The 23,421-nt window shown below is 62.5% G+C and carries 21 protein-coding genes and 1 tRNA gene; 14 read left to right on the top strand and 8 right to left on the bottom strand.

What is annotated here, in order from left to right:
- Positions 1-5: 5 nt before the first annotated feature.
- The 3 genes from sctJ to ACCQ00_RS02020 are packed head-to-tail and all read right to left on the bottom strand — an operon-like array spanning position 6 to position 1,650.
- On the bottom strand, positions 6-767 hold the full coding sequence (gene sctJ, locus ACCQ00_RS02030; protein WP_039567149.1) for a type III secretion system inner membrane ring lipoprotein SctJ: 762 nt from the start codon (positions 765-767) through the stop codon (positions 6-8).
- Position 768: 1 nt separating this feature from the next.
- Positions 769-1,161, bottom strand: a complete 393-nt coding sequence (locus ACCQ00_RS02025; RefSeq protein WP_039567148.1) for a type III secretion protein HrpB2 — start codon at positions 1,159-1,161, stop codon at positions 769-771.
- 33 nt (positions 1,162-1,194) lie between these two features.
- A complete protein-coding gene (locus tag ACCQ00_RS02020) occupies positions 1,195-1,650 on the bottom strand; it encodes an HrpB1 family type III secretion system apparatus protein (protein ID WP_039567147.1) in 456 nt (151 codons plus the stop codon).
- A 213-nt stretch (positions 1,651-1,863) separates the two neighbouring features.
- Here ACCQ00_RS02020 and sctU point away from each other — a divergent pair, with 213 nt between their 5' ends.
- The 11 genes from sctU to ACCQ00_RS01965 all read left to right on the top strand — a co-directional run bounded on the left by sctU (position 1,864) and on the right by ACCQ00_RS01965 (position 10,342).
- On the top strand, positions 1,864-2,937 hold the full coding sequence (gene sctU / locus ACCQ00_RS02015; protein ID WP_372354049.1) for a type III secretion system export apparatus subunit SctU: 1,074 nt from the start codon (positions 1,864-1,866) through the stop codon (positions 2,935-2,937).
- Complete coding sequence (locus tag ACCQ00_RS02010; protein WP_046736071.1) at positions 2,931-4,868, top strand: FHIPEP family type III secretion protein; 1,938 nt, start codon at positions 2,931-2,933, stop codon at positions 4,866-4,868. Before sctU ends, ACCQ00_RS02010 begins: the two co-directional genes overlap by 7 nt.
- Positions 4,868-5,506 carry a type III secretion system protein SctP gene (gene sctP, locus ACCQ00_RS02005; RefSeq protein WP_039567145.1) on the top strand — a complete coding sequence of 213 codons (639 nt, stop codon included), beginning with the start codon at positions 4,868-4,870 and terminating at the stop codon, positions 5,504-5,506. The genes ACCQ00_RS02010 and sctP overlap by 1 nt, the downstream gene beginning before the upstream one ends.
- A 92-nt stretch (positions 5,507-5,598) precedes the next feature.
- Positions 5,599-6,552, top strand: a complete 954-nt coding sequence (gene sctQ, locus ACCQ00_RS02000) for a type III secretion system cytoplasmic ring protein SctQ (protein ID WP_039567144.1) — start codon at positions 5,599-5,601, stop codon at positions 6,550-6,552.
- On the top strand, positions 6,539-7,183 hold the full coding sequence (sctR, locus tag ACCQ00_RS01995; RefSeq protein WP_003485742.1) for a type III secretion system export apparatus subunit SctR: 645 nt from the start codon (positions 6,539-6,541) through the stop codon (positions 7,181-7,183). Before sctQ ends, sctR begins: the two co-directional genes overlap by 14 nt.
- A 4-nt stretch (positions 7,184-7,187) precedes the next feature.
- Positions 7,188-7,448, top strand: a complete 261-nt coding sequence (gene sctS / locus ACCQ00_RS01990; RefSeq protein WP_008575435.1) for a type III secretion system export apparatus subunit SctS — start codon at positions 7,188-7,190, stop codon at positions 7,446-7,448.
- Positions 7,445-8,272, top strand: coding sequence for a hypothetical protein (locus ACCQ00_RS01985; protein ID WP_039567143.1), 828 nt, complete (start codon positions 7,445-7,447; stop codon positions 8,270-8,272). The genes sctS and ACCQ00_RS01985 overlap by 4 nt, the downstream gene beginning before the upstream one ends.
- Complete coding sequence (gene hrpD5, locus ACCQ00_RS01980) at positions 8,269-9,207, top strand: HrpD5 family protein (RefSeq protein WP_039567142.1); 939 nt, start codon at positions 8,269-8,271, stop codon at positions 9,205-9,207. The genes ACCQ00_RS01985 and hrpD5 overlap by 4 nt, the downstream gene beginning before the upstream one ends.
- A 9-nt stretch (positions 9,208-9,216) precedes the next feature.
- The gene (gene hrpD6, locus ACCQ00_RS01975) at positions 9,217-9,459 is read left to right on the top strand and encodes an Hrp regulator HrpD6 (protein ID WP_022558045.1); all 243 of its coding nucleotides are present in this window, start codon (positions 9,217-9,219) and stop codon (positions 9,457-9,459) included.
- Between the two features lie 85 nt (positions 9,460-9,544).
- Positions 9,545-9,817, top strand: a complete 273-nt coding sequence (gene hrpE, locus ACCQ00_RS01970; RefSeq protein WP_162837114.1) for an HrpE family protein — start codon at positions 9,545-9,547, stop codon at positions 9,815-9,817.
- Between the two features lie 54 nt (positions 9,818-9,871).
- Positions 9,872-10,342 (top strand): CesT family type III secretion system chaperone, encoded by a 471-nt coding sequence (locus ACCQ00_RS01965; RefSeq protein ID WP_372354048.1) that lies wholly within the window; start codon positions 9,872-9,874, stop codon positions 10,340-10,342.
- A gap of 630 nt (positions 10,343-10,972) precedes the next feature.
- Here the strand turns inward: ACCQ00_RS01965 and xopF1 are convergent.
- From xopF1 to ACCQ00_RS01950, 3 genes are all read right to left on the bottom strand, one after another.
- The gene (xopF1, locus tag ACCQ00_RS01960) at positions 10,973-12,982 is read right to left on the bottom strand and encodes a type III secretion system effector XopF1 (protein WP_039567141.1); all 2,010 of its coding nucleotides are present in this window, start codon (positions 12,980-12,982) and stop codon (positions 10,973-10,975) included.
- Positions 12,979-13,425 (bottom strand): Hpa3 family type III secretion system protein, encoded by a 447-nt coding sequence (hap3, locus tag ACCQ00_RS01955; protein ID WP_022558040.1) that lies wholly within the window; start codon positions 13,423-13,425, stop codon positions 12,979-12,981. The genes xopF1 and hap3 overlap by 4 nt, the downstream gene beginning before the upstream one ends.
- A 374-nt stretch (positions 13,426-13,799) precedes the next feature.
- Positions 13,800-14,783: an IS5-like element ISXfu1 family transposase gene (locus ACCQ00_RS01950; protein ID WP_022557821.1), complete on the bottom strand. Its 984-nt coding sequence runs from the start codon at positions 14,781-14,783 to the stop codon at positions 13,800-13,802.
- 781 nt (positions 14,784-15,564) lie between these two features.
- On the opposite strand from ACCQ00_RS01950, the gene ACCQ00_RS01945 reads away from it, so the two are divergent.
- Positions 15,565-17,994: an HrpF/NolX family T3SS translocon protein gene (locus tag ACCQ00_RS01945; protein ID WP_039567689.1), complete on the top strand. Its 2,430-nt coding sequence runs from the start codon at positions 15,565-15,567 to the stop codon at positions 17,992-17,994.
- A 1,049-nt stretch (positions 17,995-19,043) separates the two neighbouring features.
- Positions 19,044-20,495, top strand: coding sequence for a type III secretion system effector XopAE (xopAE, locus tag ACCQ00_RS01940; protein ID WP_039567687.1), 1,452 nt, complete (start codon positions 19,044-19,046; stop codon positions 20,493-20,495).
- Between the two features lie 406 nt (positions 20,496-20,901).
- Here the strand turns inward: xopAE and ACCQ00_RS01935 are convergent.
- Positions 20,902-20,978 (bottom strand) — tRNA-Arg (locus tag ACCQ00_RS01935).
- 476 nt (positions 20,979-21,454) lie between these two features.
- Between ACCQ00_RS01935 and ubiA the strand changes: the two genes are divergently transcribed.
- Entirely contained in the window at positions 21,455-22,360 is a 906-nt protein-coding gene (gene ubiA, locus ACCQ00_RS01930) for a 4-hydroxybenzoate octaprenyltransferase (protein ID WP_039567684.1), read from the top strand.
- Positions 22,361-22,655: 295 nt separating this feature from the next.
- Here the strand turns inward: ubiA and ACCQ00_RS01925 are convergent, their stop codons facing one another.
- Positions 22,656-23,381, bottom strand: a complete 726-nt coding sequence (locus tag ACCQ00_RS01925) for a ComF family protein (RefSeq protein WP_170922336.1) — start codon at positions 23,379-23,381, stop codon at positions 22,656-22,658.
- Positions 23,382-23,421 lie beyond the last annotated feature (40 nt).

Raw genomic sequence — 23,421 nt, 5'->3', positions numbered from 1 at the left:
CGTGCTCACCCGGCTTTGCCTTTCGTCAACTCGCGCAGGCGTTGCCAGCCGCCCCAGCGGCCCGCCTGCGGGTTTGGCCACCAATACAGGGCCGCCGCAACCGCCAGACCCAACGCCAACGCACATCCGGCCAACCACGGCCACGGTGAAGATTTCGGCGGTGCCGATACGGTGAACTGCGCATCGCTCTCCGCTCCACCCGGCACCAGCGTCACACTGACGTTTTCGTAGGTGAGTCCTTCCACGCTGTGCATGACCATTGTCTTGATGTTGGGCACCAGGCTGGTCAAGTCGCTACCGACGCGGAACTTGATGAACACCGCAGCGCTGGACGGTTTGACCGAGGTGGAAAGCGGATCGTTGTTGGGCAGCACGATTTCCACATCGGCCGAGATCACCCCATCGATATTCGACAAGGTCTGCGATAGCTGCTGCGACACGCCATAGATGAAACGCACGCGTTCTTCGGTGGGCGTGGAGATCAGCCCGTCCTTCTTGAACATCTCGCCGAGATTGGCATGCCGCTCATGCGGCAAGCCGTGCGCGCGCAGCACCTCCAGCGAATAGGACACCTGATCGTGCGGTGCGTTCACCGCCCAGGTCTTGCCATCGTCCGGGGTGACCTTGGACGCGTCTACGCCGGCATGCAGCAGCACCTCGAGCATGTCGTTCGCATCATTTTCGGTGAGCCCGGAATACAGCTGCTGACTGCACGCAGACAGCAGCAGCGCCACCAGCAGCACCACCAGATATCTCAGCGCGCGCATGCTATTGGTTCTTGACCAGTGTCTGCACGGCGTTCTTTCCCGACTGCGCTACGCCGACGCTGACATTGAGGTTGAAGCCGACCATGGTCAGCTCGTGCATCAACTTGATCTGCTGCGCTGCCATTTCCTGCAGCCCCATGGTCGGTGCCTGCATGCTGAAGGCATCGATATGCTCGGCGATGGTGCGCACGCCATCGTTCTGCACGTCGACCACCCGGCTCATCATGCTCGGGTTGCCCACCCGCTGCATGGCGGGCGGCAACGGGCTGGAGGACTGCATCAGCGCTTGAAAGCGATTCACCAGCGCCTGGTTGGGCGCTGCCACCGGCGACAGCGCCTGGGCGGTGGCAGCACTGGCGCCGGTAATCGCTTGGACAGGAGGAATGAGCGTCATCGCATACTCCTATGGGGTCGGGACTGGCGTCACTCAGGCACGCAGGTATTGCGAATTTGGAACTTCCATCGGTGCTGAAGATTCGACCGGCACGTCCGCCGGCGCGGCCGTTGGGGTTTTTCGTCCGGACAGCGCCTTGACCAGGGCAACGGCGTCGGCATCGGCGTCTTCTTCGATCAGCCCGTCTGCAATGCCATGCCACGACTGGTCGCCCATCGCGAACAGGCAGCAGGCGTACAAGGCCTTGCACAGCGGCTTGGAGCCGGCGTCGCCCTCCAGCTCACGCAGCAGGCGCGCGCCTTCCACGTAATTGCCGCGCTTGATCGAAATCCATGCATCGAACGTGTCGAGCGCTTTCAGGTCTGGCCGCAGTACCCGGACTGCGGCCAGGACCGCGGCAGCGTCCTGAATCTTGTCATGGGTGAGTCCGACCGTGATCAGTTCGATGAGCCCACTCACGACCGACCCGGGACATTGAATCTTCTCCACACTGCACCTCGTTTTAATGGAATGCGGACCGTACACGTGGGGAAAGCTACGCGCGCCACGGCGGCCAGATCCTTTTGGAAACGAATATCGGAATTCGCTGGCGAACAAATCATTCCGGCTTCGCCAGGCTATCCACACATTCGCCTGGCACGCGGATCGCTCGACCACAGCCGCCCACAATCGGGGGCGCAGCGATCGCGGAAGGAGCAGGCAATGTCGGAAGAAAAAACCGAGAAGCCGACCGAGAAGAAACTGCGGGATGCGCGCAAGGACGGGGAAGTGCCGGTCAGCCCGGACGTCACTGCAGCCGCGGCGCTCTTCGGCGCGTTATTGGTGATGAAATCGGCCGGCGATTACTTCGCAGATCACGTGCGCGCATTGATGACGATCGGCTTCGATTTTCCGGAGAATACACGCGATGCAGCGGCGATAAACCGCGCACTCGGCCATCTCGGCATCCAGGGATTGCTGTTGATGCTGCCGTTCTTGGTTGCGTGCCTGGTGGCTGGCATGGCAGGCGGTGCGTTCCAGACCGGCCTGAATGCCTCGCTCAAACCGGTGGCGCCCAAGTTCGATTCCCTCAATCCCGCTGCCGGGGTCAAGAAACTCTTTTCGTTGCGAAGTCTCATCAACTTACTGAAGCTGATCGTCAAGGCCATCTTGATTGGGGTGGTGCTGTGGGTCGGTATCCGCGCCCTCATGCCGATGATCATCGGGCTTGCCTACGAAACACCGGTCGACATTGCCCAAATTGCCTGGCGCACCCTGGGCATGCTCTTCGCACTGGGCGTGCTGCTGTTCGTACTGGTGGGCGCGGCAGACTGGAGCGTGCAGCACTGGCTGTTCATCCGCGACAAGCGAATGAGCAAGGACGAGCAAAAGCGCGAATTGAAGGAAAGCGAAGGCGATCCCGAAATCAAGGGCAAGCGTAAGGAATTTGCCAAGGAACTGGTCTTCGGCGACCCACGCGAACGCGTCGCCAAGGCCAAGGTGATGGTGGTCAACCCGACCCATTACGCAGTGGCGCTGGCCTACGAGCCCGATGACTTCGGCCTACCGCAGGTCGTTGCCAAGGGCGTGGACGATGGTGCGCTGGAACTGCGTGCCCTTGCGCATAACCAGGGCATCCCGATCGTCGCCAATCCGCCCCTTGCCCGTGCGCTGTACCAGGTTGAATTGGGCGACGCAATTCCCGAGCCCTTGTTCGAAACGGTTGCGGTGGTGTTGCGCTGGGTCGATGAGCTCGGTCGGGACCACGACGACGGTGATGGAGCTCTGCCATGCTAGGAGACCGCGTACGCGCGACAAGATATTTCGCTTACAGCGGCGAAGTGGCCATCGCTGCCCTGGTGGTGGCGGTCATCGGGCTGATGATCCTGCCGCTGCCAACGCCCATGATCGATACGCTGCTGGGCATCAACATCACCCTGAGCGTGGTGCTGCTGATGGTCACGATGTATGTGCCCGACTCGATCTCGCTCTCGTCGTTTCCTTCCCTGCTGCTGTTCACCACGCTATTGCGGTTGTCGCTGAATATCGCCTCGACAAAGTCGATCCTGCTGCATGCCGAGGCGGGCCATATCATCGAGAGCTTCGGCGAGTTGGTGGTCGGCGGCAATCTGGTGGTGGGCCTGGTGGTTTTCTTGATCATCACCACCGTGCAGTTCATCGTGATCGCAAAGGGCTCCGAACGCGTTGCTGAAGTCGGTGCGCGCTTCACCTTGGACGCAATGCCCGGCAAGCAGATGAGTATCGATGCCGACCTGCGTGGCGGCAACTTGACCGCAGATGAGGCACGCCGCAAACGCGCGCGGCTGGCCATGGAAAGCCAACTGCACGGCGGCATGGACGGCGCCATGAAATTCGTCAAGGGCGATGCGATCGCCGGCCTGGTCATTACCATGGTCAACATCCTGGCCGGCATCGTGGTCGGCGTGACGTACCACGGCATGACGGCCGGCGACGCCGCTAACCGCTTTGCGATCCTGTCGGTGGGCGATGCCATGGTGTCGCAGATCGCGTCACTGCTGATATCGGTGGCTGCCGGCGTCATGATCACCCGCGTGGCGAACGAGAACGAGACCAGGCTCAGCTCGCTCGGGCTCGATATCGGCCGCCAGCTCACCAGCAACGCGCGTGCCCTGATGGCAGCGAGCGTGCTGCTGGCCTGCTTCGCGTTCGTCCCTGGCTTTCCGGCCGTGCTGTTCCTGTTGCTGGCAGCGGCCGTCGGCGCCGGCGGTTATACGATCTGGCGCAAGCAACGCGACATCAGCGGTACCGATCAGCGCAAGTTGCCGTCGACGAGCCGGAAAGGTGCCAAAGGCGAGGCGCCGCATATTCGCAAGAACGCCCCCGATTTCGCCTCGCCTTTGTCGATGCGGCTGTCGCCGCAGCTGGCCGCTCAGCTGGACCCTGCGCGGCTGGATCAGGCGATCGAAAGCGAGCGCCGCCAATTGGTCGAGTTGCTGGGTTTGCCGTTTCCCGGGATCGCGATCTGGCAGAGCGAGTCCCTGCACGACATGCAATACGAGGTGCTGATTCACGATGTCCCCGAGACACGCGCCGAATTGGAGAACACCGATGACATGCAGGCAGCATTGGCGCGGCAGGCCATCGCACCCCTGCATGCACGCGCGCACTTGTTCGTCGGTATCCAGGAAACCCAGTGGATGCTGGAGCAGGTGTCCGTGGACTACCCGGGGCTGGTTGCGGAGGTGAACAAGGCAATGCCCGCCCAGCGCATTGCCGATGTGTTGCGACGCCTACTGGAAGAACGGATTCCGGTGCGCAATATCAAGAGCATCCTGGAAAGTCTGGTGGTATGGGGTCCGAAGGAAAAGGATCTTCTGATGTTGACCGAGTATGTGCGCTGCGATCTGGGCCGTTATCTTGCGCACACCGCAACCGCAGGCACCGGGCAGCTACCCGCAGTAATGCTCGACCATGCGGTGGAACAACTGATCAGGCAATCGATTCGCGCGACCGCGGCCGGCAATTTCCTGGCACTTCCGCCCGAGCAGGCGAACCAGCTTGTCGAACAGGTCGAACGCATCGTCGGCGATCAGGCGCAGCATCCGCTGGCGGTGGTGGCATCGATGGACGTCCGCCGCTATGTGCGCCGCATGATCGAAGCACGGCTGACGTGGCTGCAGGTCTACTCGTTCCAGGAGCTGGGTTCGGAGGTGCAACTGCAACCGATCGGCAGAGTGGTGGTGTGATGCGCAAGCCGCCGCTCCGCCCTGTGCGCATCCTGCCGGTCAGCGGCGGACTGCAGCGGCCGGCGGCTGCCGCCACGCCTGCTCGGTCGGCGCAGCGCTCCAGCTTCCTGCAACTGCGTCAGCGTCTGCGCAGCGCCCAGCTCGCGCTTCCCTGCATGGTGTTGTCACCGCAGTGCGACGAAGATCGGCCGGAATCTGATGCCGAGGAGAGCTTCACCGAGGCGCATGACAGCGCACCCATACAAACGGACACGCCATTCCGTATCGACGCGCCGAAACACCAGGCGCCGTCGCAAGGCACCGACGATGGCACCGTAGGGCGACAGATTGCGACCGAGTGGATACGCACGCAACGCGCCCAGATGGCGATCGACCACATCGCGCTGCGCGTGGCCGAGTTCTGCAACGCCACGCCAGTGCGCAGCGCAGGCAGCTGGGAAGCCTGGCTGGATATCGATCAAGAGGTCGTTGCACAAACCACGTTGTTTTTGCGGCTTTCGCCGGACCAGCTATCGCTTCGCTTCAATACCCGTTCGCCTGACGCGCGCGAGGTACTTTGGTGCGGAAGGCAGCGTCTGGAGGCTGCGCTGACGTCCACGCTGAGCAGCACGCTCCAGATCAGCATCGAGGTTGTCTAACGCGGCACTGGCGACAGAAAGCCATTTGGAGGAACTCCATCTTGCTAACCGAGCAGAGCCAGGCTCCACCGGCACGTGCACTCTCCCAGGCGTTGACGCGCGTTGCGGCCGAGCGCGCACAGCTGGGCAGGGTGTTCGGCGACCCACGCGCGGCACGCCACTGCGGCTTCGTCACGCATTGCCGTCGCATCTCACCCAGTGATGCGGCCCGCCTGCGACTGCAGTTGGACACCGGCCAGATGGATATGCGGATTGCCGCACGCGATGGCCTAGCGCCGCTATTGAACGAGGACGACGACGCCCTCCGCGTTTCGCTCGCAGGAATGTTGCTGGCCGATCGCCTGGGCGCGCTTGCGCCGCTCGGCCTGGGCGCTGCCGAGGTGATCGGCTTCGAGCGCGATGCAGCGCCGGACCACTGCCACGGCATCGGCATCACGCTGGGCGATCTGGATGCGATTGCGCTGACGGCAAGCGCGTCGCTGCTGGCCACGCTGCAGGCTGCAGTCGACGGACTTGCCGGGCCTACGCAGCTGCCAGCCTGGCTGGCTGCACTGCGCGTCAACACGCGCCTGCGCATCGGCGGGCGCGCCGCATCGGCGGCAGTGCTGCAGTCGCTGCGGCCTGGCGATGTCTTGCTGCATTGCACCGCCTCGGCGGCGGTCACCAGCGGCGAGGTGCTCTGGGGTATCGCCGGAGGCGCGGTATTGCGCGCTCCGGTGCGCTTGAACCTGCAACAGATGATTCTGGAGGCCACCCCCACCATGCAGCACGATACGTTTGAGCCGGACGTCGCGCCGTCCACCAGCAATGTGGCGGAACTGGAACTGCCGGTGCAACTGGAAGTGGATCAACTTGCGCTGTCTCTATCGACCTTGTCGGGTTTGCAGCCCGGGCAGATCCTGGAGTTGTCGGTGCCCGTCGATCAAGCCGACATCCGCCTGGTCGTTTACGGCCAGACCATCGGCACCGGCAGGCTACTGGCAGTGGGCGAACATCTGGGTGTGCAGATCCTCAGCATGTCGGAGAGCACGCATGCAGATGCCTGACGTTGGCTCGCTGCTGCTGGTGGTCATCATGCTGGGCTTGCTGCCCTTCGCAGCGATGGTGGTCACCTCCTACACCAAGATCGTGGTCGTGCTCGGCCTGCTGCGCAATGCGATCGGTGTACAGCAGGTGCCGCCGAACATGGTCCTCAATGGCGTTGCATTGCTGGTGTCGTGCTTTGTGATGGCGCCGGTGGGCATGGAAGCGTTCAAGGCCGCACAGAACTACGGTGCCGGATCGGACAACAGCCGCGTGGTGGTGCTGCTCGACGCCTGCAGGGAGCCGTTCCGGCAATTCCTGCTCAAGCACACACGCGAGCGCGAAAAGGCCTTTTTCATGCGTTCCGCACAGCAGATCTGGCCCAAGGACAAGGCTGCCACGCTCAAGTCGGACGACCTGCTCGTCCTGGCACCGGCTTTCACGCTCAGCGAATTGACCGAAGCCTTCCGCATCGGGTTTCTGTTGTATCTGGTGTTCATCGTCATCGACCTGGTGGTGGCCAACGCGCTGATGGCGATGGGCCTTTCGCAGGTCACCCCGACCAACGTGGCGATCCCGTTCAAGCTGCTGCTGTTTGTCGCCATGGATGGCTGGTCGATGCTGATTCATGGCCTGGTTCTGAGCTATCGGTGACGCCGTGGACCACGACGATCTAGTGCGATTTACCTCCGAAGCCTTGCTGCTCTGCCTCAAGGTGTCCTTGCCGGTGGTCGGCGTCGCTGCGCTGGCCGGGCTGCTGATCGCCTTCGTCCAGGCGGTGATGTCGCTGCAGGACGCATCGATCTCGTTCGCGCTCAAGCTGGTGGTGGTGGTGGCTGCCATTGCCGTAACAGCACCGTGGGGCGCCTCGGCCATCATGCAGTTCGGCCAGGCATTGATGCAGGCGGCATTCCCATGATCCGTCGCATTTCGCCCGGCACCTTGCGGCCCTCGGTTTCCATCGAGCATGGCGGCTCGCATCACCATGGCGATCATCATGCCGATGCGGCAGGCACCAGCGCGGGGTCGCCTACCGACATTGCGGCACGAGCTCCGCGCCTGCGCCCTGCTCCACCGCGCAGGCGACGACGCGGGATCCGGTCGCTGGACGGCCAGGAGGATGAATTCGACGCCACCGAGCAGGAAGAGGCCGAAGCCAAGCGCGAGTGCGTACTGCGCGGACGGGTGAGCGTGGCCGTCGTTGCAGCCCAGGGGCGTGAGCAGGGCCAGGGCGATCAGCATGGCGGTGGCCGCAACGCGCATGCCGACGATCCGCAGACAGGACCGTGGCAGGCGGCCGCACCAGCAGATTTTAGCGATGGCGTACGTGCGCGCATCGACGGCATTCTCGATCGCTATGTGATGACGCGCGACGCCGATCCGATGGTCAGGCGACACGCGCTTGCCGCTGCGCTTGTCGAGCTACGCGCCATCGGCGTTTCGCATCCCGCCCTCGCCTCGTTGACCACGACGGTCTGGAGATTGATGCGGGAGCATTTTCGCTCGTCCGGCAGGGCCACCCCGGCCGAAAATCTGCAGGCTTTACGGAAGCGATTGATGGAGCTGATGCCATCAGAGCTGGAACCAGTGCCAGCACTCCGCAACTTTCACCTTTTGCTCCCGTTGATACTGCTGAATGCGGAAAAGCCGCGCAGGCAGGTCGATCGTACACATGCCATCACACGTCTGAACACACTGCTGATTGAGCAACCACAACAGGCGGCTCAGGAGGTTCGCCCATGACCATGCAGCTTCGCGTACTGACAGGAACCCACGCAGGCGCACGATTAGATTTGGCACAAGGTCGTTACACCCTGGGGAGCGATCCCCAAACCGATATCCGAATAGACGATTGGCCTGGTTGCTCACTCATTCTCGAGGTAGACCATGACGGTCAAATCCGATATAGCAGCGACACGCTACCAGAAACATCTTTTGTTGCGTTTCAGCCAGTTCGCTTCGGCCCCCTTGTACTGTGTGTTGGCGAGGCTGCTGCCGATTGGCCAGACGATGTGGCGCTGCTGGAGCGGCTGCTTTCCCCAGCCCCCACGCCGGCGCCGCCCGCGTCCAGGCGCAAAGTCCTGCGCACTGCGGTGGGTGCCATGCTAGCGCTTTCTGCCGCGGCGTTGATCCCCTCGTTGCAACCGGCATTTCTGTCCGATGCCGCCCCCCCGCAGCGTCCAGAAAATGCAGTCAACCAGGCCAACGCCTTGTTGAAACAACTCGGTTTTCGCGAAGCGCACGCCCAACGCGTCGGCACGCGCGTGCTGATCGAAGGCCTGGTCCCCAGTAGCGCCGATGCTGCGCGCTTGCGTGCGCAGGTGCATCGCTACCATCCAGGCGTTGCCGTCAACGTGGCCGTGGTGGACGAGGTCGTTGCAACGCTGCGCGATACCCTGGCTGACCCCGCTCTCAGCGTACGTTACCAGGGCGATGGCATTTTCTCGGTGTCCGGCAGCAGCGACTACGCAGAACGCTCAAGCCGCCGGATTGCCGATGTCCGCAGCGACCTGGGCCCTGAGGTACGTGCGCTGCACGTGGAGATCAGCCAGCAAGATCCGTCCATCAAGCTGCCGGACAATTACGACGCGGCATTGCTCGCCGACGGCCTGCATTATGTCGAGACGCCGGACGGTACCAAGCACATGACATCCCTGCCGCAGCAGGCGGCGCAATGAGAGCCCACTATGTTCGATGCCATGACCGAGACGGTCACCCAGGATATGAGCAAGATTTTGCAAACCAAGGCGATGGATGTGTCTGGCGAGCGGCTGCGCAGCATCGAGGCAGCCCTGCACGCGACAGCGCAACAGCTTTATGCGCACTGGTCCGCCGCGAGCGATCAGGTTGTTCGCAACGACTTCACCGTGGTGCACGACGGCATCAATGCCGCGCGCGAAATCGTCGCACACATCTCCGGAATGCCTTGATCATCGATTTACTTGGCCATGGTGGTCAAGCAAAACGCGCCAACAGGCGCTACATGTTGCGTTTACCTATCTAAGGAGTATTTGTATGCCAGCTATACAATCTTTAGGGTCAATGTTCGGCCAGGGCGTTGATGCGGTCACATCGGACCTTTCAAGCAGATGGAGCAATCACATGACCACTCAGGCGTCGGGCAATCAGATGAATAATCTGATGGGTAGCATTGGCGATTCAGCCGCCCAGCAGGAGCGCATGAACAACTACCTAACTATGAAGAAGAACGAACTTGACTTCAACGTCGCGCTCAACAAGTTCATCGGCAAGGCAGGCGACAACGCGAAGCAGCTGGTTGGCCAGTAACCGGTACAGGCATGCGCAGGGCTTGTAGGGGGTCCTGCGCATGTACCACCGCCGATGAGCAGCGCACGATTCGAAACCATCGTTCGACAGATGTGCGAGGCCTTGGGCCTACCGGATGTGCAGTCTGTGCTCAGCAGGCGTGCGCTCTGGGTAGAAGGGTTTGAAGTCTACCTCCACGAGCCGACGCCACAGCCCGACGACGAGGTGCAGGAACAGGCACTGTATCTGCGCATCTCCTACGGGCTGCCACCTGCCGGACGGACATTGACGGTTTACCGGCTTTTGTTGGAAGCCAATCTGTCCGTGTACGCGCAAGACCAGGCACAGCTTGGACTGAATGATGCCGGCGTCATCGTCCTGATCGTGCGCGTGCCGCTGGACGATGATGTGGATGGATCATGGATATGCGATCTGCTTGCCCACTACGCCGAGCATGGTCATTACTGGAACAATAATATCTTCGTTGCGCACGACGAAATGTTCGAAGGAATCGCAACCGGCAATTTTCTGTGGCTGCGCGCCTGATACATGCTTGTTGGCATATTGCCGCAACGTCAATCATGGCTGCGGCCGCGCCGATCAGCCACGGCACAACAACTTGGCTTGCCAGCCACCTCAGCCCAGCTTGACACCCTATCTGCCCGATGTCACGAGTGGCTCTGAGTGAAATTCACTTGGCCACTTCGATCTTGGCATCTCTGCCATCTGTCTTGGCTTGCGCCCCGGTAGACGTCAGGTGTAGGAGACATCGTAGGCCTCCATTGCCAGCGTACCGCGATCGCCGACACTGCACAGACCAAAGAACGGCGCGGGCTGATGTTCTACACCGTGCACAGCCGCTACAGCCGCTTACGCAGCGGTACTGTTGGCGCTAACGGAGGGCACGACCGCTTTGCCGGCGAGTTCTTTCCGGCGTTGGGATTCCGCGTTAAGGCCGGCGCGTCCCGAAACGACTGCGCAGCCGAGTCGCAGATGCAATGCCTGCCTCGTGCAGTGAGCAGCCTACGACGCGGCTCGAAGTATGTGGCCGTGGCATTCCATCCTTGCTGGTGACGGCTAACCTGCCAGACACCACCATCAAGCCACAGACGCGACGACAGTGACGTCTGTGGCGGAGGCGGACAACCATCCTGAGTATCAGCGGCAGCTGAGCGCTCATGCTCGCCCGCTCTGCCACTGACGAAGTTCTTCGCTGTCATGCAGTGCACGCTTGAGCGTTTGCAGCTCACCATACAGTGCCTGCGTAGCCGCGTCGCGGGGTACGCCGCTAAGCGTTTGACTCCAACCCTCGCGCAGTGCAGTGCGTACCGCATCGATGGTCGCGATCGAGACGGACTGCCTGCCGATCTCTGTACGCAATGTCTCCAGGGCCATACGCAGTGTCTGGCCAAGCGGCCCAGGTCTAGGCGCAGCGCGCACCCCTTCCTCCATGGCACGCTCTGCCTCGGCAAGTGTCGGCCCCGAGAGCCTGACGATCGTCTGGTCCACGGGCTCGGCCAGGGCCTCAAAGGCTCGTTCGATGGTGCGTTGATGCTCGGCTGCAAGCGCGGCACGTTCGTTGTCCAGGCGCGCCGCCTGGGAGGTATTGGCGCCGTTCTTGGCCTTGAGCGCATTCCATAACATATCGCTGAACAGGGTTTGTATGGCCTGCTGCACGACCACAGCCTTGGAATTGATTAGTTCGCCAGCAACAGGGAGGTTGCTCCAGCCACGCAACGGCGACGCGATCATGTGCCCAGCCCCAACTGACGCAAAGGTGACCAGCACATTACTCAGCATGTGGCGAGCAAGCAGGTCGCGCGCCGTCGTGACGACCGCGTTCGCGCTGGTAAAACCCTGCCTTGCCAAAGCCAGGGCTTCCTTTCCGATTTCCAGTAAATACCTGGGCGGAAAATGCACGGCGTCGGACCATTGTGCAGGCCGGCGCGTTTTGTCGGGCAATGCCAATACGAACAGATTCAATCGTTGCTGTCCTCCAAGCAGATCCGGGACGCTCATCTGCCCCGTACGTGCCACGGCTTTGCCTGTTTCAAGCAATGCCTTTTGCACGATCCCGGCGCCGCCACTGGCGAGCGCGCTCAGCCCCAGCTGGCCGGCCGGCGTCAGCAAACCCCGGGCACTACCGCTCCGCCGCGCGCCATTGAACCCTCCATCGATCGCTGGCTTGAGCAACAAGGTATCGAGTGACCTATCCTCCAAGGTCGCTTGGCGCTGAGTGATCCCCAGGCGGCGGTCGTAGGTCTGGGCCTTGAGTTCGGCAAGCGTCGGCGCACTGTTCTCGCCCAGGCGCCTGAAACGCTTGCCCCCAGCGGTGACTTCCAGAATGACTGGCGGTGGATCGGGCACCAGGATTTTGGGGTCGATAGCCTGGAACCTCGGCAAGTTGGCGACGCGCGCGCGGCGGTCCATTGCCGGGATCAACAATGTATCGCCGGTGTAGGACGCCGTTCCCGCCGTCGCACCAGCAAGCGCAAGCGTCGCTGCACTCAGTTGCTCCTCGTCAGCCGCGTGGGCGCCAACGTAGGCCGCAGCCGTGGCCAGCCCGATCGGGTTGCGCATCGCGCCGGTGATGAACGCCCTGAGACATTCGTAGACGATCGGCAATGTTGCTTTCGTGCCTTCGGGCTTCATATCACCAACGGCTCGGTACCCGGCACCCGGGCCGAAGGCGGTGATGCGTTCCTGCACGCGTGCGTCCGCCCATTCAAGATAGCTGGCCTGCAGGGCAGCCTGCTCTTCCGAGGGCGCAGCAAATGGCAGAGCGTCCAGGCGGGCTCGTAGCTGCGCTTTTACCTCGGCGGCCGCCGCTGTGCTGCGTTCGGCATAGGTCGCCGCAGCGGCAGGCACATCCGATGTTTCGGTTTCCGGAGGTGGGGACGCGATCTGCGCGGTGTAAAGGGTTGCGTCCGACGACTGCGACGACTCGGACCGATGTGATCCGCCGAGCATGGGTCCTTCTTCATCTGCATGAGGCCTGGCGCGATCGGCCAAAGATGCGCGGCGACCACGCAGCGCCGCACTTGAAGAGGCCAGGCCCGCAAGCGGGCCGGTCGGTGCCCGTTCTTCCCGCAGGGTAGCAACATCTTCGGTCTGCGTTGGTTGTACGGGAAGGCGCGAGGTTGCACAGCTACTGGAAGCGGTCCCGATATCGCTGGAGAGTTTCATGAGGCCACCTTCATCGTCGTATCGACCTGCGTCGCCAGCGCGTCCAGCACGACACGGGCAACCACCTGCCCACGGTCCAGTGCAGCGGCCACCTCTTCAGGCGTGCGCACGAGCAACAGCGGACAGACGCAGAGCAGACCAAGATCCGAGAGCGTGAGCCGCCAACCATACTCGGTCAGCAGCTGCTCCTGCAGCGACAGCAGGGTCACCACCTCGTCGCCACCGAATTCACGTGCCGCCAGGGGCAAGATCACTTCCGGAAAGGCCATCAATTCGTCTTGCTCTACCTGCGTATGGACACGGCACAGCATGCCGGCTGGCCCCAGAATGGTTTCGCCTTCGCCGAGCCGCTGCGCAAGCTCTCCCGGCAAGCCGAGACATGCGCTCAGGCCGATAAAGAAAGCGGTATTCGCTGATTTTCGATTGTGCGATTCCAACGTCATCAGAGGTACTCCGTGAGGACATATTCGATGTAGGACTCATGCACCAACATGTCGTGCCAATGCACCAATTGTGTGCGGCAAGATTGTCTTGCGCCGTGCTTCGCGCCCGAGCGAAGCACAGCGAACCACCTGCGCTGCACACGAAGCTGGGGCACGGCTAATCGGCTAACCAAAACCTGCGCCACACTTTCGGAGCGGACACAAGCGAAGCGGAGGCGGCTTCGATCCGGTGAGTCATCCGGCGCGACAGCTGTACCTAAGGATGGTCTGATCAATGCGGCCAGAGGATGCGTCGACCCGCATCGGTAGCGCTGACTACGCTCACACCTTCGGTTTTTCGCTGTTTCCAGCGCATTCTCGGGGCGTTCTCCCCATTACAGGCACAACTTCCCAACGGCAGGCATCAACTGCTTCCGCTTCAGCCACAGGTTCGACAGCGCAAAGAGCGTCAGCACCTGCGCGGTGTTTTTGACCAGGCCGCGATAGCGCACCTTGGCATAGCCAAACTGGCGCTTGATCACCCGAAACGGATGTTCCACCTTCGCACGCAGGCTGGCCTTGGTGTGCTCCCAGCGCTTGGCCAACTTCAGTTCGCGCTTGTTCTTGATCTGCTTCAGCTTCGAGGGCTTCTCCGCGATCAGGTAGCGTAGCTTGCGCTTGCCCTTGATCTCATCGCGCTTCTCAAGCCCGGTGTAGCCGCTGTCCCCACACACCGTGTCTTCCTTGCCATGCAGCAGCTTGTGCGCTTGCGTGATGTCCGCCACGTTGGCTGCCGTGCATTCCACGTGGTGCACTAGGCCGGATTCATCATCCACTCCAATGTGCGCCTTCATCCCGAAGAAGTATTGGTTGCCCTTCTTGGTCTGGCGCATCTCCGGATCGCGCTCACCGTCCTTGTTCTTGGTCGAACTGGGCGCAGAGATAATCGTGGCATCCACAATCGTCCCGCCGCGCAGGCTCTGACCCTTGCGCGACAGATGCGCGTTCACCCGATTGAACAGCTTGCGCGCCAAATCGTGCTGCTCCAGCAGATGGCGAAAGTTGAGAATCGTCGTCTCGTCCGGCACCTCATCCAGCCCGCCGATCTTGGCGAAACGGCGCATCGACACCGTGTCGTACAAGGCTTCTTCCGCCGATGGATCGCTCAATGCATACCACTGCTGCAAAAAGTGGATGCGCAGCATCGTCTCCAGCCGATACGGCTGTCGTCCCGGTTGCCCCGACTTCGGATAGTGCGGCTCGATCAGCCCCAGCAGCTCCTTCCACGGCACGACCTGCTCCATCTCGGCCAAAAACACCTCACGCCGCGTCCGCTTGCGCTTGCCGTCGTACTCCGCGTCGCCGAAGGTCAGCTGCATCGAAATCGTCTACTCGGGTCGATGATCGATTGTGGCAGATCAGGACGGATTGTTCAGAGTTTCCCTAAGGCGATGCAGAAAGGCCTCGCAACCTGGCGACTTATATGCGCACGGCGCATGACATCGGTATTAACTCGCCTCGCACATCATCGACTTCGATTCCAGAGATCTCCATTACGATAATGCGTGTATTTCCACCCGGAGCAGCCGGATATTCCGAACAATGCGTATGACACCAATTCTTGCAACGCATCGGTGTGCGACGTCACGACATGCCGTGCGAGCAGTCGTCTGCAAGGCCTGGTGTTCGCCGCTGAATCCAGGTCTCGGCGCCAAAGGTTGTCGCGCACAAGGCCGGTAGCCACAGCGCCCACGGTGCTAGCATGTGGTACGGCATCGGCAACGTGACGCCGAACGCGGATGATTTGAGCAGATCGCCACCGGCGGGACGTGCGCGCGCGCGCGCGCGGGTGTCGATCGAAGCACGCGACGCTATCGGCATCGCACACCCAACGTCGTATTAACTCGATCGTCATGGTTTTTGCAGGCCACAACAGGGGTACGCGTCTACCGGTCAGCTGCGCGCAACCGAGAAGTTCCTGAATAGGACATCGACGCATCGGTCTTTGCGCTTTTTTCGCCAAAATAGTTCGTCGATCAAGATGGACAGTGCGCACATTGGCACCATACGGCTACACCGCACGGGCGCGCCCGTGCGGCCGTATAAGACAATGCTTATACGCAGGTACTCTGCCAATTCTGCTATTGCGAGGCCGCCTATATGTCGCTCAATACACTTTCTACCGGGAGTAACCCCAGCCAATTGCTGGGTACTCCTCTCAACGAGTCGGATTCGTCGGAGCTGTTCGGGTCCGATTCGTCCAAGGACGACTCCGATCTGCAGTCGACGATGGACGACATCTTTCTGTTGATCTACCAGCTGCTGGCAGCCCTCCAAACCAACACGCCAACGAGTGCGTCAAGCAATGCGTTTAACGATGCACCGGCAAACGCGCCAAGCGGCGATGCCAGCACCCCGTCCTCTGCATCGGACGATCAAGCCAACCAGCCGATCGAGAAGCGCACCTCGTGGCCATCGCTGGGCTACGATTTCGATCCCAAGGACATCAAGGGCAAGGATGCGCCGCCGGCGCTGGAAGGCTCGACGGTCACCTGGAACGGTGGCACGCTCACTCCATCGGAGCTGCAGATCGTTTCGACCTTGAATGCCCACAAGGATCAGATGCCGCTCGAGTACAAGAATCTCGACGACAAGATCAACGACCCTTCCACGCCCGCCGACCTGAAGGCCGCATTGCAGGGACTGAAGCAGGACCCGCGCCTGTTCTTTGCGATCGGTTCGCAGGGAGACGGCAAGTGCGGCGGCAAGATCAAGGCGCAGGATCTTTGGGATTTCTCCGATTCGCATCCGCAGGTCAAGGCGATGGGCGGGAAGAACGACCAGTTCAACCCCAAGGACATCAAGGGATCCACGCCGCCCCCCGCCGTCGATGGCTCATCGGTCACCTGGGATGGTGGAACGCTGACCCAGAACGAGCTGGAGATCGTCAGCACGCTCAATCGCCATAAGGATCGGTGTCCGCTCAAGTGGTCCGATCTGGATGCAAAGATCAACGACGCGTCGACTCCACCGGATCTGAAGAAGGCATTGACGGACTTGCAGTCCGATCCGCGGTTGTTCTTCGCGATCGGCTCGCAAGGTGATGGCAAGTGCGGCGGCAAGATCACCGACGGCGATCTCGGCAACTTCGCCTCCCACCACGCGCAGGTTGCCGAATACGCCGACAAGCAAGCGAAGAACTACACCCAGAACTACGTTGCCTCGGACAGCCCGGACAAGACCAAGGCGTCGGTCATGACCGAGAGCGACGCAATGCGTGAGCTGTACCGCTATTCGGACTATCTGCCGGACGATCTGAATCAGGATACCTTCAAGTCTTTGGTGGACGGCGAGAGCAGCACCAAGAAATGCCCACCGCAGGTCATCGCCGCCGCACAGTATTTCCGCGATCATCCCGACCAGTGGAAAGCGCTGGCAGGAGACTCCGGCTCGATGAGCAAACCGGACTTCCTGCAGAAAGCCAGCTCCCAGATTCACCTGACGGCGGACGAGCAGAAGACGCTGGACACCATCAACAGTCATCAAGACGCCTTCTACGGCGACGGCAAAGAGGTGACCCGCGACAAGCTCGAGACGATCTCCAAGGACGACAAGGCCGACCCCGCGGTGAAAGAGGCCGCAACGCAGTTGTTGAACGATCCGTTGCTGTTCGGGTTGTTGAACAACTCGATCACCGGCTACAAGAAGCCACATCGCTTCTTCGGCGGCGGCCATGTCGTCGACTCGGGCAAGATCAGCCAGGACGATTTCCGGCGGTTCTACGACAACATGAGTGCGGCAAACAAGACCGTGGACAACCCGGTCACGCACGATGCGACGTCGCCCGACCAGCAGAAGGCCGTGTCGGACATGGTGATGGGCAAGGACGATCCGCCCGCGATCAAGAAGCCCAAAAAGGACGTCGGCGTGTTCCAGGAGGGCTTGCACGAGTTCCTCAAGTGGGACAGCAAGATCCTGGACTGGATGTCCGTCGGCATCAGCGCATTGAATGGGATTCCCATCATCGGCGAAATTACCGATGCGGCGTCGATTGCATTGGAGAGCGAGGCGCAGGCGGCGCAGGTAGTCGACACCGCGATTCAAGGTGGGGACATGTCGCTTGCGTTGAAGCTGGCCGGCATCAATATGGCCGGGGCAGTGGTTGGAGCAGTCGGCGGGCCCACGGCCAGAATCGGAGCCAAGGGGGTCGCCAAAGGCGTTGCCGAAGCCGCGGCCAAGGGAACGGCTGAGGGTGCGGCCAAGGGAACTGCAAAGGGAGCTGCCAAGGGCGTGGCCAAAGGTGCGGGTAAAACGGCGGCCGAACGGCCGAGCGCCGCGGAGTTCGCAAAAGGCTATGTCGGCGGCACCGCCATCAGTAAATCGGTTGAAATTCTCAAGACGCCCGTATTGGCGGGCCTGCATTACGAAGAATACAAGTTGGACCAGCAGAAAGACGGACAAATCCACCAAAATCTGGAGAAGTCGGGCGGCGTTCCTGTAGGTAAGCAAATTATTCCCACGAACATTGCCAACAACTTCGAGGGAGACATGCGCCAGAATCTGAGGAACATCAGAATACGTCGTCGATAACTGTGCAGGGCGATAATCCACTCAACGTCTTGCAGCGCGGCGTCGGCGCTCGAGAGGGCCGGCCTTGAGGCAAGGCCGGTCGATCCGCCACCACGTGCCGCAGCGCGCGCTGCGATGATGCGTTGCGCTATCGCCTGGCAGATTCGCAGCGCGCGCCTCCAAGCGCCTGCAGGCACGTTGCGACGCCGCTGTGGCGGTGACGTGCTTGCAGGCGCAGGGATGCCGGGCGCTCTCCCCGGATCATCTACGTCCTTGCAATGAAGACGATCGACGCGCGTGAATACTGCGTCGCAAACGATGCGCCACACCGCCCCCTCGATCGCCTGCCGCCATCGCGTGCATCACGTCGAAGACCGATGCGATCGAACGCCGAACCATCCACCGCTGTCGGTGAGCAGGTATGCAGCACAGGGGCGCGCTTGCGAGGCGGTGCCCGATTCGTCAGGCGATGCAACCGCTTCGCTTTGGTGCAGCGATTGCAGGTGCATCGTCGTAGCCTGGCTTCGCAAACGCTGCACTCAGCCGAATACGCAGGATGGATCTCCATGTTCAATGTCAATCGCCTACTCCGCTCTCGCCCGCGAACCGATACCGCCGATCAGGCGCCTGCTGAAGACAGGCCTGCACGGCAATCTTCCAGGCCGGAGGGCTTGCTAAGCCCTTTGCTCGCGCGGCCGCGACGGCGCGAAAGCCCGTCAGCGGCGGGCACGTCGACGCCTGGAAACCCAGGGCACGGGAGCCCTTTCCGATCACCTCTGCGTCCGTCGGGCCAGCCGGCTGCACTTGCGGGTATCTCTTCTGCACCACCGGGCAGTATCGACTACGACATCGACCAGTGGCTTGCGCAAAACCTGCCGATGGCAGAGCGGGTCCGAACCGGCTACAACCTGCACAACGGGCAGAGGGATACGTCGCGGGAGGTGCTGCAAAACGTAGCAGAGGCAATCCGCGGTGCAGCGACCCGCCGCCGCACCGAGCTTGCCCTCAACTATGGCCTGCCTGCCACGACGCTTCCTGAAGCGGTCGGTCGGCTCCACGCACTACAGCAATTGACGCTGTTCCATACCGGGCTTCAATCGCTGCCGGACAGCCTGGGACAGCTGCGCCAACTCCGCGATCTGCAGGTGGTTGGCGCGCCGGATCTGAAAAAGCTGCCATCTTCGTTGACGCGCCTGTCCAATCTGGAAAACCTTCAGTTGACATTGATCCCGTTGGACGAGTTGCCCGCGGACATGGGGCGCATGCAGGGCCTGCGCAGCCTCACGCTAAGTGGCGGCCACTATGCGCGCCTGCCGGCCAGCATCGTCGACCTGAGCCGGTTGACCGAGTTGAGCGTGTCGCGTTCTGCGCATTTTCGCGAATTGCCTGAAAACATCGGCGCCCTGCAGGCTCTCACATCGCTGGAGGTGGCATCGAATTCCCAGCTGGAGCGTCTTCCTGGCAGCCTCACCCAGCTGCATAGGCTGGAAAAACTCAATCTGTCGTCCAACCGCCGCCTGGCGCACTTGCCTGAGGACATCGGGCAACTGCGCGGCTTGACGGAACTGTCGCTCAAACATTGCGCCGCGCTGCGGGAGCTGCCCGACAGCGTGGGGGACCTGGCCCAATTGCAACTGCTGGACCTGAGCGGCACGGGGCTGCAGACCCTTCCGCAGTCGCTGGCCCGACTGCCTGCTCGATGCGATATCAAGGTACCGGAGCATCTGGCAGACCAATTGCTGCAGATCCGCGACCCAGAGCGCGCGCAGCGCGAGGCACAGCGCGCGGCACAGCGGCTGGCCGACAGAAGGCGGCGCGCGCCCGTGCCGGCAGCACAAGCGGCTGGGTCGTCCTGGAACCGCGTCCCCGAGTTCACGCGCGCGTTGCGCAGTGTCGATGCCGACCTGGGCGAGCGTTTTGACAAGTGGGCGCAGGGCCTGGCGCAAAATGCCAGGATGTTCGGCGCAGCCATCACGGCGGCCGAAATGCCCTTACTGTACCAGGTGGTGGCCGAGGCCCTTCGATCACCCGAATTCCGCAGCAATTTCGGTCAATTCTTGAGCGACCACACCGTCAAAACGCTCAACATGGATGGCATGACGCAAGTGGGCGGTTTCGGGCCCGCCGTGCGAGGAGACGTCAAAACCGCGTTTGCGGAGATGCTCAAGCACAAGCTCATGCACACGCAGGACCACGAGACGGCGCTGCACCTGCTGCAGGAAGCTCTTCAAAATCCCGACCTGGGGCTGTCCAGGGAGAGGCTGCTGCGCAGCAGGAATGCACTCAACGGGCATGCGGAGATGTGGCCGCCATTGAAGGCCTACATCTCCATGCACGATGTGGAGGGAGAAGCGGCGCAGGATGCGGCGATCAAGTGGGCGATGGCCCAGCTTGACGAAGCGCATGAAGGTGTGATTAGCGAAGCAGACGCCAAGAAGGAGTCCGAACAGGCCCAGGCCAACGCGAACCGCTTCATCGAGCGGCGGGCGCGTGTACTGCTCGGGGAATGGGGCATCCGTTAGGCCCTGGTGTGCGGCGATGTCACGCCCCGCAGTCAAGAACGAACAGGCATGCTGGTGATGTTGATTGCAGAACGCGGCGGGTGTTTGCCCGCCGCGTCCATGCAGTGGTTATTGGCTGCCGGCAACCAGCCACACGGCGGCGGTCTGTTTGTTCGCTTCGCTCAATGCGGAACCCGTGCCTCTCCAGGACGCCGCGTTGGTCGCTGTCGTTGCAGCGTTCCATGAAGCCGCTTGACTGCATGGGACATCCATCTTCTGCGTGTCTGCGTTGAGGGCGGGTGCGCCCATCTATGCCCGATCAGCCTGGATGCCAATGGATCCGGGTGGACCTTCCGCTGTACAGGCAACAAAAAACCCCCGATCTCTCGAGGGTTTCTTAATCCCAGCACGAGCTCTGGAACTGAACTGGTGCGCCCGGAGGGATTCGAACCCCCGACCAATGGCTTCGGAAGCCACTACTCTATCCGGCTGAGCTACGAGCGCCTGGCCGCGCATTATGCCAGAACAGCCGGCGTGCGCGTGATGGGGCCGGGCGACGCGAGTCCTGGCGAGCCGCGGCGTCGCTCCAGACGTGATGACGCCGGCGTCTCGGCCCGGGCGGCCGCTGTGCGACACCGCGTGCCCAGGTTCAAGCGCGCAGGGCCACGCGTACAGCCGCGTGGCCATCTCAAGCGGCCGTTGCCAGACGCAAGCCTGCTCAGCACCCCACCTGATAGTGAGCTTGAGCACGCGCCTGAGCGCGCTCACTCCCAAGCTTGCGTGGCAACCGCACCGCCTGCCGCAGCCCGCCCGCATCAACGCCCGCCCCTGGCCGCTCCCAGCCTTGATTGCTGCGGCCAGCCGCACCGCGTGAACAGCCGGCCATCGCGCAGGCAGGGCATCGCCAGGATTGCCGCCCGTACCGCGCCCACCCCGCGCCCACATGACCACGGCCGAGCCGCGCTGCTACCCTTTGCCGCATGAGCAAGCATGGTGTCGAACAACTGCCCACAGCGCGCGCGCTGACGTGGCCGCAGCGATTGGGCCAGTACTGGAAGCTGGTCCGTGGCGACCGCCCGATCGGGAGCCTGTTGTTGCTCTGGCCCACCTGGTGGGCGTTGTGGCTGGCGGCCGATGGCCTGCCGCCGCTGTGGACGCTGTTCGTGTTCACCGCCGGGGTGTGGCTGACCCGTTCGGCCGGCTGCGTGATCAACGATTACGCCGACCGCTGGCTGGATCCGCACGTGGAGCGCACCAAATCGCGCCCTCTGGCCACCGGCGCAGTCTCCGGGCGCGAGGCGCTCTGGGTGTTCGTGGTGCTGATGCTGGTGGCCTTCGCACTGGTGCTCACGCTCAACTGGCTCACCGTGGCGCTGAGCGTGCCCGGCGTCTTCCTGGCCGCCAGCTACCCCTATCTCAAGCGCCATACCCACCTGCCGCAGGTCTATCTGGGCATGGCGTTCGGCTGGGGCATCCCGATGGCTTTCGCCGCCGTGCAAGGCAGCGTGCCGTTGCTGGGCTGGCTGCTGTATGCGGCCAACATCCTGTGGGCCACCGCCTACGACACCTGGTACGCCATGGTCGACCGCGACGACGACATCCGCATGGGCAGCAAATCCACCGCCATCCTGTTCGGCAGATTCGATCTGATCGCGCAAGGCATCTTGTATGCGCTGATGGCCGCGACGCTGGGATTGGTCGGCCTGCGCGCCGATCTCGGTGCGGCGTACTGGGCCAGTCTGGCCGTTGCGGCGCTGCTGGTCGCCTACGAATTCCGCATCGCCGGCCACCGCGAGCGCGGCCCCTGCTTCCGCGCCTTCCTGCACAACAACTGGGTTGGCCTGGCGATCTTCGTCGGCATCGCAGTGGCGGTGGCGGGGCGGTAGCTTCGGGATTCGGGATTCGGGATTCGGGATTCGGGATTCGGGATTCGGGATTCGGGATTCGGGATTCGGGATTCTGTTGATTACAGAGCAGATGTTGGGATTACGGGTGAGGGTTCGAAGCATGCGGGCATCTTTGACGGCTCGACTCCTCGTCTAGTCCTCCGCCGTCCACCCACCGAAGCCGCATCGCCATCCACCGCGCTGTCCTGTCAGCCAGCGAGCCCCTCTCCTGCGGGAGAGGGGTTGGGGTGAGGGTACGGGCGAAGCCGCGCGCACCCGGTGCCGGCAGGCCAGGTCACGGCACCCGCGCGCAGACCCAGGCATCCACCCGTTGAACACCCGCCTTGCGCAAGGCCTTCGCCGCAGCGTGGAGTGTCGCGCCGGTCGTCATCACATCGTCCACCAAGGCCACATGCGCCGGCAAGGCGCCGCGGGCCTCGAACGCATCGCGCAGATTGCGCTGCCGCTCGACCGCATCCAGTTCGGATTGCGGTGCGGTCGCGCGAACGCGTCGCAGCAATGGCAGGCACGGCAGCTGCAGCGCGCGGCCCAGCGGTCGGGCCAGCTCCAGCGCCTGGTCGTAACCGCGCTGGCGCAGGCGCTGCCGGTGCAGGCTTACCGGCACCAACGCCTGCGGGCGCGGCAGCCCCACGCAGCGCCGAGCCATCAGTTCGCTGAGCAGGCGGCCTGCCGCCAGGTCCTGATGGAACTTGAACCGCCGCAGTAGCCCATCCACCGGCCAACGATAGGTAAAACAGGCATGCACCCGCTGCAGCGGTGGTGGGTGCTGCAGGCACTGCCCGCACAGCGCCACCGCGTCGGAGGCGAACAGCTGGGTGGCGCAGCACAGGCAGGCGTGGCCGTGGTCGGGCAAGGCGGCGCGGCATGCGGGGCAGAGATCGCCGTCAGGCGTGCCGGCCTCGGCGCAGACCAGACACAGGCTCGGCAGCAACAGCCGCAGCACCCGCTGCGGCCATCTGTAAACCGATCGGACCTGATTGAAGTTGACAGCCTCTTCCATGCTCACCAGACTGCCTGGCTTCCAAGCCGCTGACTGTCAG

Source organism: Xanthomonas sp. NCPPB 3761, assembly GCF_041475705.2.
In the GTDB taxonomy this organism is placed as follows: domain Bacteria; phylum Pseudomonadota; class Gammaproteobacteria; order Xanthomonadales; family Xanthomonadaceae; genus Xanthomonas; species Xanthomonas phaseoli.
The sequence above is the reverse complement of the archived record's forward strand: the minus strand, read 5'-3'. Positions and strand labels throughout refer to the sequence as shown.